The following is a 16,209-nucleotide window of genomic DNA, read 5'->3' as shown; positions in this document are numbered from 1 at the left end:
ACTTGAGAAGCAAAGCGTCAAGGGGTACCATAGGAAGCCTATGGACAAGAAACAACGCATGCAAGAGATATTTACCGTCTTGGACACACAGCTTCCCTCCGACATCCAGTTTTTGGAGCAACGTGATCCCTTCCGCTTTCTTATCAGCGTCATTCTCTCGGCCCAGACAACCGACAGGATCGTGAACATCGTCGTAAAGGAACTGTTTGCGAAGTATCCTGACAAAGCCTCGCTCGCTTCTGCTTCAGCTGAAGATGTAGAATCCATTATCTATCCTACAGGGTATTACCGTAACAAAGCAAAGAACATCATCGCCTGCTCGAAAGCCTTGCTTGGCCGCGGGCTTCCCGACACCATGGATGAGTTGATCAAGCTGCCTGGGGTAGGACGCAAGACCGCCAGTTGTGTCCTTGGCGACATCTACGGAAAGAGTGCCATTATTGTTGATACGCATTTTTCACGGGTGGTCAACCGTCTGGGCTTGGTGAATGCAAAGGACCCGGAGAAAGTAGAGAAGGAGATAGCCGCTCTCTTGGAAGAGGACAAGCAGTACCGGTTCTCCATGACAGCCAATCTATTTGGAAGAACAACCTGCCATGCCAAGAAGCCCGAGTGCGAGGATTGCCCGCTCAGTTCTCTCTGTCCGAGTCGAGATGCCTTTCTGAAAGCACGTTCCAAAGGGTGAGGTCCTCTCTCCGTTCCACGGTGAGAACAGCCAGGCTCACACTTCTGATCGTAAAGCTTTCACTAGGTACCGACACATGATCCGTGCCGAGGTGGATGCCGGAAATCGGATACTCGGTTCCCAATGCAGTGCGAATGTCGGAAAGAATTGTTGGATCGAGGGGGAGAAAGAGCTGCCCCTCCTCATACCTAAGCGTTCCATCGATGGTTATCGGGAGCCGGGGACAGGGCACAAAGGGGAGGGTGGATGAACAATCGCAGGGACCGAGGATGACGCAGGGCTCGAGACAGCAGAAACTGCCTTTACCGCTTATCTCGAACAACTGCGTCCTCAATTTCATCAACTTTGTTCTTAGGTCCTTACCCAACCTGAGGATGTAATAGCTTTCCATACCATAAGGATAGTCAAGCAAACAAAGCTCGACAAGGGAAAAAGTAGAAAAGATGCACCCTTTCTCTTTACACAAAAGCCGTTATCTGGTAATTTGGCAAAGGTTGAAGTCTCCAATGCGATAACCTTGTGGAACTGCTCACGGACAAGAGGTTGCCCGTACAAGGATAGCCGTGACTTTGACAGGCCTCGGTTCGGCCAACTAACGAATTATTAAGACAAGGTGGATATAGCTATGGCTCGTAGATGTGAGATTTGCGGAAAAGGAACGGTAGCCGGAAACAGTGTTCCGAGAAAAGGTCAGGCCAAGAAGCATGGTGGTGTAGGTCAGCACATCGGTGTAACCACGAAGCGCGTATTCCGCCCTAATCTCGTAACGATCAAGACTTTGGTCAACGGAGCTCCCCGCACCATTAAGATTTGCACTCGTTGCTTGAGGAGCGGAAAGGTCGAGAAGCTCGTATAACAGCAGTTGTTACGCAATCTCGATCGACAGAGAGCCCACTTTTGGGCTCTTTTTGTATATTCAGACGATACATTTGTTCAGTGAGTTGTTCATTATCTTGAAATGGGGGTCGTTGCTATGAGCAGTATCCGTGTACATGCAGTAGAGAGTGCCAACCTGGTATCGAAAGAGGGTTGTGAGAAGCTGTTGAGAATTTTCAGCCTTGGAAAGGAATCTCGGCAGATTTTTGTCCTGGCGCCACTTCGCGATACAGCTTTCGAGCTCTCAAGCCTCCTGATTTCGGCTAAAGAACACGACGAGCGGCTTTGGTCGCTGCAGGAGCAACGATTCTCCAGCTGGACGGAGCTGGTTGAGAACATTTTGACCGTCCCCGCCGGCAGAAGTGTCTTGGAGCGCATTACCCAGGGATTTGCCGATATTGAGGACATTCTCCGCTCAGTTTGGTTGGTGGAAGAGGTCTCTTCCGGAGTGCAGCGCTATCTGGAGAAACTCTGCGACAGCTGGATCGCCGACCTTCTCTGTCACTATGCTGTCACGAAGGGTTTTACCGCCGATCTTGCCGAGTATGCAACCCTGAATGCCGGCACCTCGATATCTGCGCAGCTGCTATTTGTCTACGGTCAGCTTCCCCAGGCGGAAGGCAGCGTCCTGCGGGACGGGAGAAGTGAATATGCCGCCTCCCAACTCGCCGGAGTGCTCAAGGCGCAGGGCGTCACCTTCTGGAACAACTCCTCGTTGCTGAAAAACGCCGATAGCAATGAAGTCCCCTCGGCCTTGGTCATCCGCTCTCTTTCATACTCCGAGGCGACCGAGCTCTCCTTCTTCGGTGCCCCGGTCATCCATCCGCAGGCCCTGCTTCCCGCCATCAATGAATCGATCAATGTACATCTGCGTTGGTGGGGTGATGAGAAGGATGAAGGAACCAGCATCAGCAAGGATGGAGAGGCGGAACAGCTGAATAAGGTAAAAGGATTTTCCATTATCCACGATATAGCCCTGATAAATGTGGAAGGCGCGGGTATGAGCGGGGTGATCGGCATCGCCAGCAGGCTGTTCACCGCCATGCGTGAGGCTTCCATATCGGTGGTGCTCATCAGCCAGGCCAGCAGTGAATACTCCATCTGCTTCGCTGTTCCCGCCAGCCAGATGGAACGAGCCTGCATCGTTGCAAGGGAGGCCTTCTCCCACGAACTGAGCGAACACCTGATTCAAAGCATCGAAGGAGAGTCGGGTCTGGCCATTCTTGCCGCTGTCGGCAAGCAGATGACCGGCCAGGCAGGAATTGCCGGCAAGTTCTTCTCATCCCTCGGCAGGGCATCGGTCAATGTGATAGCGATCGCCCAGGGTTCAAGCGAAACCAACATCAGTGCGGTCATCAAGGGCAGTGACTCCAAGAAGGCCCTTAGGGCCTTGCATGCCCGCTTCTTCCTCTCCAAGCAAGCCCTCTCCGTCGGCTTGATCGGGCCGGGCAATATCGGCAGCACCCTGCTTGAACAAATTGAGTCCGAGAGCCAGAGGCTGAGAGAGCAGTTCGGGGTAGACATCCATATCCGCGGTATTGCAAATTCCAAGAAGATGGTGCTGGACCAGGATGCAATAGACCCGGGGTCATGGAAAACTCGTTTCGAACAGGAAGCGGTCCCCTTGGACCTTGACCTTTTCATCCACCACATCGGAGCCACCTATTTTCCTCACTCCCTGGTAATCGATTGCTCCACCAGCAGTCAGCTTGCCCAGCAGTACGACAGTTGGCTTGAGATGGGAATCCATGTCATCACTCCGAACAAGAAGGCCGGCACCGCGCCCATGGCCTACTACAACAAGCTTTTTGACACCTGCCTGAGAACCGGGCGCCGTTTCTTATATGAAACCACCGTCGGTGCGGGGCTTCCTGTCATCTGCACCCTGAAGGACTTGGTCCAGACAGGAGACAGGATTCATCGCATCGAAGGAATTGTCAGCGGAACCCTGGCTTGGTTGTTCTCCACCTATGATGGTACGGTTCCTTTCAGCGCACTGGTCAGACAGGCCAAAGAGATGGGCTACACCGAACCTGATCCCCGTGACGATCTATCGGGAATGGATGTCGGACGCAAGACGGTCATTCTTGCCCGTGAGATGGGGTATGAGGTTGAGGTTGAGGACATTCCGATCCAGAGCTTGGTTCCAGAGGGGATGGCCTCGCTCTCTATCGAGGAATTCATGCAGAACCTGGAGGAGCTTGATGTATACATTGAACAGGCATACCATGATGCATGCGAGAAGGGTGAGAAACTCCGATATGTAGGCATCGTCGATGAGAAGGGAGCCTGCAGTGCATCGCTTGCCAGCTTCAATGGTGATCATCCATTCGCACAGACGAGCGGGACCGACAATGTGATCTGTTTCACCACCGACCGGTATTTGAGCCAGCCTTTGGTTATCAAAGGACCGGGGGCGGGCAGGGAAGTGACGGCAGGTGGAGTGTTCTCCGATATGCTTCGTCTTGCTGCATATCTTGGTGCAAGGATTTAGGAGGAAGAAAAAATGAAGTTTGTTTCAACCCGTGGCAAAGCGCCGGCGGTATGTGCCAGTGAGGCGATCATGCAGGGACTCGCACCCGATGGCGGTCTGTATGTACCGCAGTCGTTTCCTCCTCTGACGCATCTTGCAATCCATGAGATATCGAGCTATCCCGAACTTGCATTCGAGGTTCTCGCTCCCTTTTTCGAAGATGATCCACTGAGGGAAGATCTTGCAGAAATCTGCATGGATGCCTTCAACTTTCCCGTTCCCTTGGTCACACTCAGGGAGCAGGAGACCGTCCTTGAACTTTTTCACGGACCTACGGCCGCGTTCAAGGATTTCGGTGCCCGGTTTCTTGCTGCGTGTATGGAACGGATGCTTGCCAAGCAGCAGCGCAGGTTGACCATTCTGGTAGCAACAAGCGGCGATACCGGAGGGGCGGTCGCTGCAGCGTTCGCCAACCGCAAAGGCATCGATGTAAAGGTGCTGTATCCAAAAGGAAGAGTGAGTGGAAGGCAACAACAACAGCTTACCTGTTGGGGGGGGAACATCCAGGCCTATGAGGTGGACGGATCCTTTGATGATTGTCAGAAAATGGTCAAGGAAGCTTTCATGGACAAGGATATTTCCCTCCAATGGGGACTATCCAGTGCAAACTCCATCAACTTGGGACGTTTGCTTCCACAGAGCGTGTACTACGTCTTTGCATCGCACCTCTACAACCAGGCGTTCGGGAAGAAGCCGACCATCATTATTCCCAGCGGAAATGTCGGCAACAGCTGTGCAGCATTTTGGGCTCTCACGATGGGCGCCCCCATCGAGAGGATAGTCCTTTCGGTGAATGAGAACAGAACCATTCCCGACTTTCTCTCAAGCGGAACATACCAGCCCCGCGACTCGGTGCAAACCTTGGCTAATGCCATGGATGTTGGAGCTCCAAGCAACATGGAGCGGCTCTTCCACCTGTATCCTGATACCGATACCCTTGCACGAATGCTCACCGCTTACTCTGTGGATGACCCGACCATCGAGGCGACGATCAAGGAAGTGTATGGAGGGCTTGGATATATTCTCTGCCCGCATACTGCAACAGGCGAGCGCGTCAGACGCGATTACTTTGCCGGCCAACCAACCATTGTTGTATCGACAGCCCATCCTGCCAAGTTTGAACAGGTGGTCGAACCTTTGATAGGTACAACCATAGAGGTTCCTGAAAATCTGGCGAAGCTGCTGGATAAGAATGCTAGCTTCAAGGCGATAGGGACCGATTACAAGGATTTATTCAATTGATAAAGACAGGGCAGCGTTCGCTGCCCTGTCTTTCACTACCATCCAACCTACTTGCTGAATACTCCCTTCACCGTCAGCGTTGACGTGATTGCATCATCACTGTCGTCAAGCAGTGAATCATAGAAACTGACATCGAGGTTGGTGGAAACGGTAATCAAACCCAAGCGTTTTTCCAAGGCGAACGAGCCGGTAACCTTATACGCTTCAAGTGACGCCCTGAAAGCTTGGTCGAAGGATGCGGTAAAGTTGATTGTATCAAAGAACGTCTCTTTAATACCGAACTTGGCATCATATCCAAAAGAAGTGAGTGAACTGGGTTCCGTACTCCATGTTTGATCGAAGCCCAGCGAGAGTGTGTACCGACTGAAGTTCACGCTCCCCGAGAGTGCATAGCCAAGCTCCCAGAAGGTAGTTCCATCCGCTGTTCCATCGACGGTGTGTTTGGTAACATAGGAATCCTTGGTTTTCGCCCCGAAATTTGTCGTAACAGAACCAATCTTGTACCGAGCGCTGCGCCATCGCAGTTCCCCGGTATGAGATAGGGTGGTATCGTTGTCGGTCGAGGTTTTGATGGCCGTCTCGGTCGCTGCATCGGCCGCATCCTTTGCCAGGGCTTCAGCATTGGTAGTCTCATAGGCAAAGGTGTAATCGAAGCCCAAGGTTCCTAAAAGCTTGTGCTGCGGAGTATCTACGCCGGCTTGCACGGTATGAACGATGTTGGAGATATCGGCTGCAGTGGGCGTAGAAGTCGGAGCCAGATCGGGTTTGACCAAGGCAATGATGTCGTTGAACAGGATGTCGGCGATATTGTCCATCTTGAAGGAGTATCCTCCACGGAAGGAAAAATCCCCATACCGTTGCTCTACCGTTGAGCCGAAGGTGAACTCATCGGTGGCCAACGAGGAGCCCAGGCTCTTATAGGTGGCGTCGGTCTTACGGATCCAGGCTTGGATGCCCAGCTTCGGCACCTTTGCCTCCACTCCGTAGCTGATGCCCCACAGGTCCTTGTCGACGATGCCCGAGACCAACCCATTGGAAGGCAGGAAGTAGTCGAGAATCGGGAACACGGCGTGGATCTTGTCCAGGTACCCTACATAGGTATCGAGGTCGGGGCCTCCCTGGTTTTCAAGGTCGGTTGCCAACTGATTCACATCAACGATGGTCCCCGCATTCTCATTGTACAGACTCAGCGAGAACGAGGCATCCACACTGAAGTACTTGTTGGCGTGGCCTGTACTCAGCCCGAACACCATGTTCTGATCGGGAAGAATGCCGCTCAAGTCATACAAAGTCCCGATATCCGATGTTGCTCCGCTTTGCTTCAAGTCGGTGTATCTGCCCTGCAATGCGCTTATGAAAGAGACGTTGGTTTGCAGGTACCAGGCTTTCTTGACCTTGATTGCAAACTGAAACCCGAAGAAGTTCTGCGGCCAGGCAACCTGATAGAGTCCCAGGTCGGTCAGGCCTTTGCCTACCTTCAACTCCAAGAAGCCCAAATCAAGGCCGATCGAGGTACCCCTGAAGAGCAGGTCCTTGATGGTCTCCTTCTGGAATGTTGTTTTCTGATCACCGAACTGGTACGTCAATGCAGGTCCGAAGGACGACACCTTGACCAGAAACTGGTTATTATTGTCGAACTTTCTGGGCACCTCGTTGGTGTAGTCGAACTCGTTGGCGAAATCGATGGGATTATAGAGATTGAGAATGTTCTGCAGGTCGGCCTGCAACGTGTTGGGATAGGCTTGGGTAATATCGAACACTGAAACAGTATCCTTCAATGTTCCCAGTACCTCCAGCCCTATAGGACCGGCTTTTAGGTAGGCATCGCCTCCCAGTTCGAACGTAGGGTACAGCTGGTGGTCCTGATCGTTCAAGACTGTGGTGATATCGCTCGTATTAGCACTCTTTCCCAAACCAAGAATATACTCAAGCGACGTAAGTACTCAGGAGGCTTACATCAGGGCTTAAAACACTCCCATCTACCACCTCTTAGTGCCCTCTTTTAGTTGATATAAATATTAAGAATGCAAGCAATTATTATAGACTTTTATTGTGATTTAGTAACTGCTCAGGTGTACTCGTCCGATCCTAAGCAGAAAGGTCTTCTCGGTTGTTGTTAGCTGGCTTGAGAAGAACCGCATTCTCACCATGAAAATCTGACTCCCCGAACCTTTGAGAATTCGTGCTACTTCCTTGTAAATAAACGAGTTCGGATTGTAATTTGATGCTGTTCTTGCTATACTATCTTCAAGTGGAGATAGTAATTAGGTGAAGTTGGAAAGCTCTTGGAAGAAGGAATTGGAATTGCTCAATCGCAAGATTGACCGTATTTCCGCGACCAACGAGAAACTGGTCCAGCAGGGAATCAAACAGTCTTCCCAGCTCTCCGAGCTCCATGACCAGAACAAGACCCAGTCCCGGGTCATCGAAGAGCTTTCCCGCACCGTCGGAGAACTCAAGCAGGCCATCGACGAAAAGGATGCACGGATAGCCGAGCTTGAGCAGCAGAAGAACAAGAACAGCACCAACAGCAGCAAGCCGCCATCAAGTGATTTCTAACACAAGCCCAAGCCTTCCTCAATCAACAAGGGCGGACAGGGTCTCAAGAGGAAGAGCGGCGGCCAGAAGGGCCATGAGGGTTCGACCATGAGGCTCAAGGATGAGCCGGACGTGGTGCTGCAGTGCCTTCCCTCCGACTGCATCGCCTGCAGGCATGCCAAGAAATGCAAGGCCCAACGGTCCGTCGTCGAGACCAGGAACGTGGTGGACGTGCGCATCACATCGGAGCAAAGCCGGTACGAGTGCGTCCAGGTTCTCTGCCCCTGATCAGGAAAGACCCTGAAAGGGAGCTTTCCGGAAGGTGTGAACACCCATCTGCAATACGGCACCAACCTCAAGGTGATGGTCGCAGCCCTCTCCTCCTTCGGCATGGTCGGCGCCTCGAGGATCTGCGAGCTGGTGGAGGTCCTTGCAGGTGTTTCCCTCACCGCCGCCACCGACAGGGTAACGATGATCACCGTCAATCCCAAGCGGAGCGTGGAGGCATCGTTGCAGGGGGCGTGGTCGCACACGACTGCTGGAGCTCCTACTACAATGACGCATTCAAGCATGCAACCCATGCATGCTGCGGCGCACACATAGACAGGGAACTGGAGGGCGTCATCCAGAACCACAGGCAGGGATGGGCAAAGAGCATGCAGAATCTGCTGGCCAAGCTGTATAAGACCAAGAGCAAGCTTACGGCGAGGGGGCAGGCCAGCGCGCCGAAGAAGCTGGTGCAGGAATTCTCCGCCGGGTACGACAGGATCCTGGAAAGGGGGTTCTCCAGAAACCCCTACCAAGAGCCGAAAGAGAGAAAGCGGGGAAAGCCCAAAAAGGGAAAGGTCCTGTGCCTTCTCGAAAGACTGAGGGATCTGAAAGACGATGTGCTTCGGTTCTTCACCGACTTCCGGGTTCCGTTTTCCAACAACATCGCCGAACGGTCCTTCTGCATGAGCAAGCTCAAGATGAAGACGGCCGGTTCGTTCCGCTCTGCCGATGGAGGGTCGAACTTCTGCTGGATATTCTCCATCATCGACACGGTCAGGAAGAACGGTGGAAACCCGTTAAAAGCCTTGGAACAGCTGTTCAACAACTCATTCTCCCTGGCTTTCTTCGATTAGATTCTAATTGGGATACCTGAGTAGTTACATTTGCGCCTTGTTTATGGATTGCTCAGAATATTTCAAGAATTATTCGTATAAGTTCAACATATTGGTGAATATAATGAGAAAGTCCTTGAATTGTACGGAAATCTACGTTATGTATGCGCTTTTCAGGTTCAGCATGAGGTTTTTTTGAATCTGGACAGCAAGCAGGCCGGAATTCCGGCCTGCTTTAAAGGTGTTTTCTCAGCTATTCTGCTATACAGCAAGCAGGCTTGCTTCGTATCGCTATCGGGGTGACACTGCCCTTGCCGAATACAGCCTCCATACCTTGGATGTATTGATTCAGCTCATGTTCTCGTACGTAGGCTTGGATGGTTCCGGCAAATCCACCGCCGTGGACTCTCACTGTGGCTTCGCTGCCGAGCAGGGACTTGGTCATGGCAATGGCAAGACTCAAACCCTGCTCCTCGGGGAAGAACGAGGGGTAGAGATTCTGCAAAAAGCAGAAGGAACTTTCACCGCTCTGCCTGACCAGGGACAGGTAGGAATTGATGTCATCGTTGGCGAGTGCCTTGAGCATGTTCTCCACTCTCGCATTCTCTTGGAAGAAGTGCATAGCCCTGAGGAGACAGCGATCGTTGCTGAGGGTCAGTCGAAGTTCGGGCAAGGCTTGGAAGAAGGTGTTCCGGTCAACTTGCCGCAGGTGGTCTTTGCCAAAATATGCTGCCACCTTGCGCATCTCGATAGGGACTGAAGCATACGCGGGAGTGAGGTCGGCATGGTTCCCGCCGGTATCGACGATGCACAGGTGATAGCCTTGCTGTGAGAACGAGTATTGGATCGGCTCGATGACAGGCTTTTGTTCATCGGCAAAATCGATGCCGATGATTCCCCCATAGGCGCAGGCCATCTGGTCCATCAAGCCCGAAGGCTTGCCGAAGTATGTGTTCTCACTGAACTTGCCGATGATGGCCAGGTCGACAGGAGAAAGGGCATCGTCGTTGTACAGGTGATTGAAAATAGTACCGCACAACACCTCTACGGCTGCTGAAGAGGAGAGCCCGGAGCCCTTGAGCACCCGGCTGGTGGTGTTGGCCTGCCAGCCGCCTATGCGTAAGCCTCGCTTGGAAAAAGCAAAGGCGATGCCGCGGACCAACGCCTCGGTTGTGTTCTTTTCGCTTTCCACCACCTCCAGGTTGGAAAGGTCGACTTCCACTGCAGGATATCCTTCACTGGTGAGTACAATCTTTTGGTCATCACGCATGGTCACCGCGGCAATGGTATCGAGGTTGATGGTGGCCGCGATTACCCGACCCAGGTTGTGGTCGGTGTGATTGCCTCCAAGCTCTGTACGGCCGGCAGTGGAGAACAGCGATGGCGAGGCTTGGGAGAACAGGCTCTGATGGGTCTCGACAAGGCGGATGAAACGTCGATCCATATCGGCCTGATCGAAGGCATCCCCATACAAAGAGGGGTAGATTTGGTGTAAAAGTCCTTGTTCAACAGCGTGTTTGGTTGCCATGGGTATCTCCTAATGTAGTATGCTGCGATAGTGGATATCGCTCTGTTCCCTGAGCTTTCGAGCAGCTTGCTCAGCAGTAATATCGCGTTGGGGCATTGCCATCATTTCATATCCTACCATGAATTTCTTGACGGTGGCACTGCGAAGCAAAGGCGGGAAGTAGTGCAGGTGCATGGTATGGGCGGGGTAAGCCTTCCCGTCGGTGGGTTTCTGGTGGAATCCCATGGAGTAGGGGAAGCTGGTTTGGAAGAGATTGTCGTAACGGATGCCCAGCTGCTGCATCGTCCAAGCCAAGTCGGTTCTTTCCTCATCGGCAAGTTCTCCAAGGCTTTGGAGATTGCGTTTGTAGGGAATGATCAGGGCTTCATACGGCCAAACAGCCCAAAAGGGAACGACAGCCAGAAAATGTCCGCCCTGCACGATGATGCGTTCCTTGACTTCACATTCATACTGCGCGTAATCGAGAAGCATATGGCTCGCATGCGCTTCGAAGTAGCTCTCTTCGTTGGTAAGTTCCTTCACAGGAATGTCGGGAATGATCTCCTCGCTCCAAATCTGTGCATGCGGATGAGGATTCGAGCAACCCATGATCGCTCCCCGGTTCTCGAATATTTGTACATAGTTGATCATGGCGCTGCTGCCGAGTTTCTCATACTCGTCCTGCCACACGCTCAAAACTTTTTCAATATCGGCGATATCCATGCGTGAGAGGGTGAGGTCATGCCGAGGTGAAAAGCATACGACCCGGCATCGTCCCTTCTCTCCGCTGGCCTTCAAGAGGCCGTTGGGCCCCTCTTCGATGCGGTCGCTTGGAGTGCTCGGCAGCAAGGAGGCAAAGTCATTGTCAAACACATAGACATCCTGATATTCAGGATTGCGCACCCCCCCTGATCGAACATTGCCCGGACAGAGATAACAGGTGCTGTCATATCGGGGCAGCTCCTCCAGATTTGGTTTCTCCACTTGTCCGTTCCATGGGCGTTTGGTTCGGTGGGGAGAGACCTTCACCCACTCTCCAAGCAGTGGATTGTAGCGGTTGTGCGTATCGAATTGTAAATCCATAGGTGGTTGATTCCTCTTGCTTTCTTCAATGTACACGTGTACACTACACCTGTGATAACGCTTTGTCAACAAAAAATGGGGGGGCTGGATGCGGATAACCCGTGATAGCGTAGCGACGCTCGCCGATGTCAGCAGTGCAACGGTTTCCCGAGTCTACAACAATCCCGACTCTGTCTCCGAGGATTTGAAAAAGCGCGTGCATGAAGCGGCGAGAGTGCTTGGATATGCGCCCAACACCCTGGCCGCACAATTGCGGCGCAAGGGTACCGGCACCCTCGCCTTCGTTGAGTTCAACAAGACAGGCAGACCCTATTATTGGGGAAGTTTTCCCAGCTTTGATTGGTTTTTCGGCAGGGCCGTACGTGGTGTACAGAAGGCCCTGGGGCAAAGCTCCTGGCAATTACGTTTCTATAAAGTGGGCCGTAAGGAGGAGCTGAAGGCGCTTCAAACGCAGTGCGACGGGATCCTCGCCTATGACGTTGACACACGTGAAGAGCTGTCCATGTTCGAGGGCATTACAATCCCGTATGTGCTTTCACACCATCTCGGTGAGACCGCCGGCGGATGCAGTGTCCGAACCGACAACCTGCATGGAGGCATGTTGCAAGGCCGATACCTGCAGCAAAAGGGATGTACGAAGCCGTTGTATATAACCGGCTATGGAGAGAGCGTCCAGCCTCATGCAAAGCGGTTGGAAGGCTTCTTAAGCGTCTTTCCCGATGCTGTGGTGATTAACACCACCATAGGTTCGCCCACTTGCATATCATCGATACTCGATCAGGTGGAAGCATTGCTTGCAAGAGAGGACATCGATGGGGTTGCCGCTGTAAACGACCTTACTCTTTTCGACCTGCTGATGCAAAGCACTCTTGCTGTTCCTGCAGTGGGGTATGATGCTTCTCCCTTTTCAACATTACTCGGCAGCAAGGTGGCGAGCGTGGACATCCAAAGTTTTCAGCTGTATGAAGAAGCAACGCACAAACTGCTGTCCATGCTCTCAGGCCGGATCGAGCCGGGCACCACCGTTCTTCCCTGTTTGGTCATCGAGGGTGAGCAACAGGAACAATTTCTTCCATGAGAAAACCGGTTTCTGTGCTGGGGGTGTATGCTTGGGTTGCACCTGTTTCACCGGAAGGAACGGGCGGGGAAGCGTATGGTACGTTTTTATAGGTGTGTTTTCCTGTTCTTTTCGTTCCATACTTCAGCATTCGATACAAGTGAAGCGAAGTCAAGAGCTGCCCATAGGCTTCATACCGAAGAAAGAGCCGTCTGTGACGTTTGGTGGTTCCTACTTTTCCCTCTGCCAGTAAAAGATGCAGAGCCGATCTAACTTCCTTTTGCGTCCAGCCCGAAAGGGTTCGACTGAAACTGTTGTACGCTTTCTTATAGGAAAGCAGAGCCGAGAGTGAACTGGGGCTGTAGTGCAAGGGATGAACGGCAATGCACCGCAGCAGAGCGGCCTCTCCCTCGCGTTCGGTGTAAACCGAATGCCTGCACACATCACAACCATTGCAGAATTCGAGCTCCTCACCGAGTTCTGCGAGCAGGCTCTGCCGATGACACGCAGTGGTGGATGAAAAGACTGCCGCCAGGCCTTCTTTTTCAGTTCCATCGAGCAGGACGACCGCCCGGCTATGGTTGCCGTCACGGCCTGCTCTTCCGCTCTCCTGCAGATAGGAGAGGGCGTCACCAGGCACCTCCCGGTGGATTACTGTTCTGATATTGCTTTTATCCACACCCATGCCGAAAGCATTCGTTGAAAAGAGTACGCCTTCCTTTTGGTTCTCAAACCACGCTTCCAAAGCTTTTCTCTGGTTTGCATCCAACCCAGCGTGATAGTACCTGCACGGGATGCCGGGGTGGGAGCGAAGAAACGCATTGCAGGCAAAATGCGTACCTTCGCGGGTGTTGCAAAACACGATGGCCGGACGTGAAAGGCTGTACTCGAGCAGGGTGGAGAGGGTGTGGTCCTTGCAAAGAGTACGAAAGACATGGTAGCTGATATTCGGTCGATCGCTGCTGGCTCGAACCACATGGGGTTTGTGTTTCGTGAAGATCAGATGATTCAATCCTTCGACGACCCCATCGTCGGCGGTTGCGGTAAAGCAGAGAACCTGTTTGATTGGAAGAAAGGCGATCAGGGGACCGAGGGCGGCTAAAGCCGGCCTGAAGCCCTCTCCCCAACGGACGATGGTGTGGGCCTCGTCGATCACCAGCAGGCTGATCCGATGACGGGCGAGCTCTGCTATGACCGAGGCCTGGCCCATACACTCTGCATTGGTGATGACCACCTTGCACTTCTGCAAGGCAAGGTCGTCGAACAACCTCTTTCTCAGTTCTTGAGTCTGCCCTCCCTGAATGGCAACACAACCAATTCCTTTGCTGGTGAAACGGCGTACCTGGTCGTTCATCAATGAGAGGAGGGGATAGACGATGACGGTAAGCCCTTCGACGAGCAGGGACGGGAGCATGAAGCACAAGCTCTTGCCGCTGCCTGTCGGGAGGGTCACCAACAAGCCGCTGTGGTCAGCCGACTGCCGATCGAGTTCAAGAATTCGTTGGATGACGACATGCTGAAACGGCCTGAGCGTTTGAATGCCGAAAACCTCTTTGGCAAGCGTATGAATGGTTGCTTCGAGCTGCATACCCACTAGGAGTCCTCGACCCCGGTTTGCTTCAGCTTCTCTCCTCGGTGCGGTCGTGGGCCGGAGGCAGGGGAGGGCTGATCGTATCCAGATGCTTGAGTACTTCGCCGTTCAAAGGGTGTGAGATTGCCTGGAGGGAGGGCATGAGCTGCTCTGGGCTGGCTGCTCCGAGAATAGGTGCGGTGACAGCAGGATTCGCCATCACCCAGGCGATGCCGAGGGTTGCCGGGTGTAAACCCAAAGAGGCGGCATATTCGGCAAAAGAAGCACCTACTTGTTCATAAAAGGGTCCTTCATACCGCACTTTGTACTTTGGATTCTCAACGAGGCGACCGCTGCTTTTCCCGTCGGCCTTGGCATACCTTCCGGTCAGCAGTCCTCCGGCAAGCGGGCTGTAGGTGATCACGCCCATGCCTTCGGCTTGCGCCATGGGAAAAAGTTCGACTTCGGCCATACGCTTGGCAAGGTTGTACATCGGTTGGATGCACTGCACCCCTACGAGATGTTTAACATCGCTTGTCCTCAGAAGACGTTCCACCTGATAGGCTGCATAGTTGCTCACCCCGATGCTCAATACCTTTCCCTCCCGTACAAATGAGTCAAGGGTTCTGAGCACCTCCTCCTCGCTTGTACAAGGATCGTAGTGGTGGAGGAAAAATACATCGACATAGTCGGTACCAAGGCGCTTGAGGCTCTGATGGAGGGATCTTCGCAGGTTTTTTGCCGAACAACCCTTGTCATTGACCCCTTCACCCATCGCCCCGTAGGCTTTGGTGGTGACAACGACCTTGTCTCGTTCACCGGCAATGAATGAACCCAGATACTCTTCTGCCACCCCTTTCTGATAGACATTTGCACAGTCGAAGAAGTTGATGCCACTCTCCCTGCACATGCTGTACATCGCATGGGACTGCTCCTTGTCTGCACGTGAGCCGAACGACATGGTGCCGAAGCACAATTGTGATACCATGATGCCGGTTTTTCCCAAAGGTTTGTAGTTCATCGCATCCTCCTGTTTCAGTCCAGCTCAAGAAGACCGGCCGTCAGTGAGACCGCCAGCTTCTCCAATCGAATTGTCTCGCGCTTGAAGAGTGTTTGTTTCTTGATCATCGCCTCAAGGGCGGGTGAGGGAAACACCTCATCGACCCAACGCTCGGGAATGCTTCGGTCTCCATACAGGCCTGCTGCAAAGCCCCCATAGAGGGCGCAGACAAGCCGTGCATTCTCCCCCCTCATGACCAGGGCCTTGATACCTTCCTCGTATGAGTCGAAGGCTATGAGGGTGTGCATGACAACCAACAGGGTTGTAAGAACGAAGGAGCTCTGTTTTGCGTCATACACGGCAAGTGGTTTCTGGTTGAGGGCTGTGTGCAGGGCGGCGATGATACGCTCATCCAGGCGGTTGCGCTTTGCCAGATCGGCCAACTCACCTACAAAGTGGAGAGCATCGTCAAACTCATCTTCGATCAAGGAGGCATAGCCGTAGGAGAACAGCAGCGCCGTCTGCAGGCAGAGGTCGCTGCTGCTGGTGATTTGGCTTTCCGCCTTGAAAAAAGCAAGCCATTTCTTCTGGGCTTGCGATGCTTTCAGAATCCCGTGGATCGGAGTGCGGATCAGCGCAAGGCTGTGATCGGCCTTGGAGGCTTCAGTTTGCAAAATGTGACGGATATGCTCGCCCGGTCCCTCGCCTTCCTGAATGTACTTGCGATAACTCGCTTTTACATGGTGCACATCACAGGCCTTGTTCGCTGCGATGCTGAGGGCGAGCAAGGCAGGCAAATCACTGACTTCGCTTGACATTCCGCACAATGGCCTGATTTCCTCGAGCGTATAGACTTCCTCTATCCCCTCGGGACACAAGGCCTCTACCTCGCTGTATTGCATGCCATCGGTCTGGCTGCCCATCCCATCACCTGTGAACCATCCTGTAAGGATTGCGATCGAGCGCTCTCTGCTGTCCATCACCTCACTCCTGAAATCACGATATAGCAATGTGC

Annotated in this window: 15 protein-coding genes; 7 read left to right on the top strand and 8 right to left on the bottom strand. The window is 53.0% G+C overall.

Annotated elements, in window-relative coordinates; translation table 11 throughout:
- Positions 1-40: 40 nt before the first annotated feature.
- A complete protein-coding gene (locus MUG09_RS09580) occupies positions 41-685 on the top strand; it encodes an endonuclease III domain-containing protein (RefSeq protein ID WP_244771202.1) in 645 nt (214 codons plus the stop codon).
- Here the strand turns inward: MUG09_RS09580 and MUG09_RS09575 are convergent.
- Positions 630-1,076, bottom strand: coding sequence for a hypothetical protein (locus MUG09_RS09575; protein WP_244771201.1), 447 nt, complete (start codon positions 1,074-1,076; stop codon positions 630-632). The two genes, MUG09_RS09580 and MUG09_RS09575, sit on opposite strands and share 56 nt — an antisense overlap.
- A 234-nt stretch (positions 1,077-1,310) precedes the next feature.
- Here MUG09_RS09575 and rpmB point away from each other — a divergent pair, with 234 nt between their 5' ends.
- The 3 genes from rpmB (at position 1,311) to thrC (ending at position 5,336) form a co-directional block, all read left to right on the top strand.
- Positions 1,311-1,541 carry a 50S ribosomal protein L28 gene (gene rpmB, locus MUG09_RS09570; protein ID WP_244771200.1) on the top strand — a complete coding sequence of 77 codons (231 nt, stop codon included), beginning with the start codon at positions 1,311-1,313 and terminating at the stop codon, positions 1,539-1,541.
- Between the two features lie 117 nt (positions 1,542-1,658).
- Positions 1,659-4,055: a bifunctional aspartate kinase/homoserine dehydrogenase I gene (thrA, locus tag MUG09_RS09565; protein WP_244771199.1), complete on the top strand. Its 2,397-nt coding sequence runs from the start codon at positions 1,659-1,661 to the stop codon at positions 4,053-4,055.
- 12 nt (positions 4,056-4,067) lie between these two features.
- Positions 4,068-5,336 (top strand): threonine synthase, encoded by a 1,269-nt coding sequence (thrC, locus tag MUG09_RS09560; protein WP_244771198.1) that lies wholly within the window; start codon positions 4,068-4,070, stop codon positions 5,334-5,336.
- A gap of 47 nt (positions 5,337-5,383) precedes the next feature.
- On the opposite strand, the gene MUG09_RS09555 is transcribed toward thrC, so the two are convergent.
- Entirely contained in the window at positions 5,384-7,249 is a 1,866-nt protein-coding gene (locus MUG09_RS09555; RefSeq protein ID WP_244771197.1) for a hypothetical protein, read from the bottom strand.
- Positions 7,250-7,604: 355 nt separating this feature from the next.
- On the opposite strand from MUG09_RS09555, the gene MUG09_RS09550 reads away from it, so the two are divergent.
- On the top strand, positions 7,605-7,895 hold the full coding sequence (locus tag MUG09_RS09550) for a DUF6444 domain-containing protein (RefSeq protein ID WP_244771196.1): 291 nt from the start codon (positions 7,605-7,607) through the stop codon (positions 7,893-7,895).
- A gap of 18 nt (positions 7,896-7,913) precedes the next feature.
- Here the strand turns inward: MUG09_RS09550 and MUG09_RS09545 are convergent, their stop codons facing one another.
- Positions 7,914-8,126 carry a hypothetical protein gene (locus MUG09_RS09545; protein WP_244771195.1) on the bottom strand — a complete coding sequence of 71 codons (213 nt, stop codon included), beginning with the start codon at positions 8,124-8,126 and terminating at the stop codon, positions 7,914-7,916.
- On the opposite strand from MUG09_RS09545, the gene MUG09_RS09535 reads away from it, so the two are divergent.
- Positions 8,060-8,998: an IS66 family transposase gene (locus tag MUG09_RS09535; protein ID WP_483315928.1), complete on the top strand. Its 939-nt coding sequence runs from the start codon at positions 8,060-8,062 to the stop codon at positions 8,996-8,998. The two genes, MUG09_RS09545 and MUG09_RS09535, sit on opposite strands and share 67 nt — an antisense overlap.
- Positions 8,999-9,230: 232 nt before the next feature.
- Here MUG09_RS09535 and MUG09_RS09530 read toward each other — a convergent pair whose 3' ends face one another.
- Positions 9,231-10,505, bottom strand: coding sequence for a galactokinase (locus tag MUG09_RS09530; protein WP_244771192.1), 1,275 nt, complete (start codon positions 10,503-10,505; stop codon positions 9,231-9,233).
- A 9-nt stretch (positions 10,506-10,514) separates the two neighbouring features.
- Entirely contained in the window at positions 10,515-11,567 is a 1,053-nt protein-coding gene (locus tag MUG09_RS09525) for a UDP-glucose--hexose-1-phosphate uridylyltransferase (RefSeq protein WP_244771191.1), read from the bottom strand.
- Between the two features lie 88 nt (positions 11,568-11,655).
- Between MUG09_RS09525 and MUG09_RS09520 the strand changes: the two genes are divergently transcribed.
- Positions 11,656-12,645 (top strand): LacI family DNA-binding transcriptional regulator, encoded by a 990-nt coding sequence (locus MUG09_RS09520; RefSeq protein ID WP_244771190.1) that lies wholly within the window; start codon positions 11,656-11,658, stop codon positions 12,643-12,645.
- On the opposite strand, the gene MUG09_RS09515 is transcribed toward MUG09_RS09520, so the two are convergent.
- The 3 genes from MUG09_RS09515 to MUG09_RS09505 are packed head-to-tail and all read right to left on the bottom strand — an operon-like array spanning position 12,608 to position 16,174.
- The gene (locus MUG09_RS09515) at positions 12,608-14,212 is read right to left on the bottom strand and encodes a RecQ family ATP-dependent DNA helicase (protein ID WP_244771189.1); all 1,605 of its coding nucleotides are present in this window, start codon (positions 14,210-14,212) and stop codon (positions 12,608-12,610) included. The genes MUG09_RS09520 and MUG09_RS09515 overlap by 38 nt on opposite strands.
- Positions 14,213-14,243: 31 nt before the next feature.
- The gene (locus MUG09_RS09510; protein ID WP_244771188.1) at positions 14,244-15,215 is read right to left on the bottom strand and encodes an aldo/keto reductase; all 972 of its coding nucleotides are present in this window, start codon (positions 15,213-15,215) and stop codon (positions 14,244-14,246) included.
- 14 nt (positions 15,216-15,229) lie between these two features.
- Positions 15,230-16,174, bottom strand: coding sequence for an ADP-ribosylglycohydrolase family protein (locus tag MUG09_RS09505; protein WP_244771187.1), 945 nt, complete (start codon positions 16,172-16,174; stop codon positions 15,230-15,232).
- Between the last annotated feature and the right edge of the window lie 35 nt (positions 16,175-16,209).

The organism is Sphaerochaeta associata (genome assembly GCF_022869165.1).
Lineage (GTDB): Bacteria > Spirochaetota > Spirochaetia > Sphaerochaetales > Sphaerochaetaceae > Sphaerochaeta > Sphaerochaeta associata.
This window is presented reverse-complemented; position numbering and strand designations above follow the sequence as displayed.

Bases quoted from the DNA above. Each gene is read 5' to 3' on its own strand.
- MUG09_RS09580 (WP_244771202.1), top strand. From the start codon at position 41: ATGGACAAGAAACAACGCATGCAAGAGATATTTACCGTCTTGGACACA.
- MUG09_RS09575 (WP_244771201.1), bottom strand. From the start codon at position 1,076: ATGGAAAGCTATTACATCCTCAGGTTGGGTAAGGACCTAAGAACAAAG.
- rpmB (WP_244771200.1), top strand. From the start codon at position 1,311: ATGGCTCGTAGATGTGAGATTTGCGGAAAAGGAACGGTAGCCGGAAAC.
- thrA (WP_244771199.1), top strand. From the start codon at position 1,659: ATGAGCAGTATCCGTGTACATGCAGTAGAGAGTGCCAACCTGGTATCG.
- thrC (WP_244771198.1), top strand. From the start codon at position 4,068: ATGAAGTTTGTTTCAACCCGTGGCAAAGCGCCGGCGGTATGTGCCAGT.
- MUG09_RS09535 (WP_483315928.1), top strand. From the start codon at position 8,060: ATGCAAGGCCCAACGGTCCGTCGTCGAGACCAGGAACGTGGTGGACGT.
- MUG09_RS09530 (WP_244771192.1), bottom strand. From the start codon at position 10,505: ATGGCAACCAAACACGCTGTTGAACAAGGACTTTTACACCAAATCTAC.
- MUG09_RS09525 (WP_244771191.1), bottom strand. From the start codon at position 11,567: ATGGATTTACAATTCGATACGCACAACCGCTACAATCCACTGCTTGGA.
- MUG09_RS09520 (WP_244771190.1), top strand. From the start codon at position 11,656: ATGCGGATAACCCGTGATAGCGTAGCGACGCTCGCCGATGTCAGCAGT.
- MUG09_RS09515 (WP_244771189.1), bottom strand. From the start codon at position 14,212: ATGCAGCTCGAAGCAACCATTCATACGCTTGCCAAAGAGGTTTTCGGC.
- MUG09_RS09510 (WP_244771188.1), bottom strand. From the start codon at position 15,215: ATGAACTACAAACCTTTGGGAAAAACCGGCATCATGGTATCACAATTG.
- MUG09_RS09505 (WP_244771187.1), bottom strand. From the start codon at position 16,174: ATGGACAGCAGAGAGCGCTCGATCGCAATCCTTACAGGATGGTTCACA.